The 2,014-nt window shown below is 62.8% G+C and carries 2 protein-coding genes; both read left to right on the forward strand.

The features are described 5' to 3' along the window. Positions 1 to 1,772, forward strand: a 1,772-nt coding sequence (locus GY769_02295; protein ID MCP4200750.1) for a hypothetical protein, incomplete at its 5' end; no start/stop codon positions are given. 41 nt (positions 1,773 to 1,813) lie between these two features. Beyond that, positions 1,814 to 2,014 (forward strand): hypothetical protein (locus GY769_02300; GenBank protein ID MCP4200751.1); only part of this gene is annotated, 201 nt, incomplete at its 3' end.

The following is a 2,014-nucleotide window of genomic DNA, read 5'->3' on the forward strand; positions in this document are numbered from 1 at the left end:
CGTTCCTCCCCGACTCGGGCCATCCCAGCACCTTGAGCGACGACTATCTGGTCAGCCTTCATCAAGACCCGGCAGGCAATCTGTGGGTTGGTACCCGTCCCGGCATGCACGAGCGAACCGGCGGCGGCGGCGGATTCCGCCGGTTCGAGAGCGAGACGCCCAGCGGGCGGGCGCTGGCGACGGACCTCATCCAGGTGATCGTCGGAGACTCGCTACGGCCCGAGTCGCTATGGGTCGGCACGGAGAGAAGCGGGCTCCACTGCGTCGACCTCGCCAGTCGCGAGGTGCGGCAGTTCCTGGTCGAGGACGGATTGCCCAGCAACGTGATCGACGGCATTCTCCAGGGCCCGGACGGGCGACTCTGGCTGAGCACCAGCCGGGGATTATCGAGGTTCGACCCGAAGCGGGAGACGTTCAGAAACTACAACAGCTCGAACGGTCTCGAGAGCCACAGCTTCATCCGCTCGGCGTGCTTCAAGTCCCGGGACGGGGAAATGTTTTTCGGTGGCCTGACCAGTTTGACGTCATTCTCCCCCGGACAGGTCCTGGACAATCCCCATCGACCGCCGGTGGTCCTGACGTCGTTCAAGGTCTTCGATCAAGAGCTCGACCTCGAGCGGCCTCTGAGCTCGATCGATTCGATCGAGCTCGCCTACGATCAGAACTTCATCTCGGTCGAGTTTGCCGCTCTCGATTACACCGCGCCACGGAATAACCGGTATGCCCATCGGCTCGAGGGAATCGACCGTGACTGGATACGAGCCGGGGCGAGATGGTACGCGAGCTATGCCCATCTCGGTCCCGGTCGCTACACATTCCGAGTCAAAGCGGCCAACAGCGACGGTGTGTGGAACGAGGAAGGTCGATCTCTGGCGATCACCGTCGCGTCGCCTTACTGGCAGACTTGGTGGTTTCGCGGCCTCGTCTTTACGCTCCTGGGCCTTGTGCTATTCGCGGCGCACCGGAGCCGGACCCGAGCCGTTCGCTTCCGCAACCGTCTGCTCGAGACCCAGATCGCCGAGCGCGAGCGTGCGGCGGCCGAGCAGAACCGTCTGATCGAAGAGCTGGAGGTGAAGAACGCGGAGATGGAGAGGTTCACCTATACCGTTTCCCACGACCTCAAGAGTCCATTGGTCACCATCAAAGGCTTCCTGGGTTTCTTGGAGAAGGATGCCGCCGCGGGCGACGCTGAGCGCCTGAAGCGCGACGTCGACAAGATCGCCGGCGCGGCAGATCGGATGCACCGCCTGCTCGACGAGTTGCTCGAGTTGTCGCGCATCGGCCGTATCATCAACACGCCAACCGAGGTTCCTTTCAGCGAGCTGGCGCACGAGGCCATCGAAGCAGTGACGGGCCAGATCGACGCGTCAGGAGTCGAGATCGACGTTGCGCCCGACCAGCCGGTGGTCGTGGGCGACCGCGTCCGTCTGGTGGAAGTGCTGCAGAATCTGATCGATAACGGCGTCAAATTCATGGCTGGGCAAGCGTCGCCACGGATCGAGATCGGTACTCTCGGAAGAGGCGGGGAGACGGTCTTTTACGTTCGGGACAATGGCCAGGGCATCCAGGCCGCCTATCAGTCGAAAATCTTCGAGCTCTTCGAGCGCCTCGACGCGAAGATCGAAGGAACCGGCGTTGGCTTGGCGCTGGTCAAACGCATCATCGAGGTGCACGACGGGCGGGTCTGGGTCGAGTCCGCGGGACCCGGGCATGGAGCGACCTTCTACTTCACGTTGCCGCTGGCCGAAATTGCCGCCGTCAACGGGGTATAATGCGGCAACCTGTCGGTAGACGAGGATAAGGAGGTCAGCCGATGCAACGGATCTTGCCGGTCCTGAGCTTGCTTGGATTGATCCTGCTGTGTTTTTTCTGCGTGCGTTGTCACGCGCCGCGCATCGAGGCTGATCTGGCCGAACAAGCAGCGGAGCGTTTGGTGGCGGCGGGATTCCATCCCGCGGTCAAAGTCGAAGGCCGGGACGCGACGCTCTTCGTGCCGGAGGCCGACAAGGCCGAG

It is taken from the genome of bacterium, assembly GCA_024224155.1.
Lineage (GTDB): Bacteria > Acidobacteriota > Thermoanaerobaculia > Multivoradales > JAHEKO01 > CALZIK01.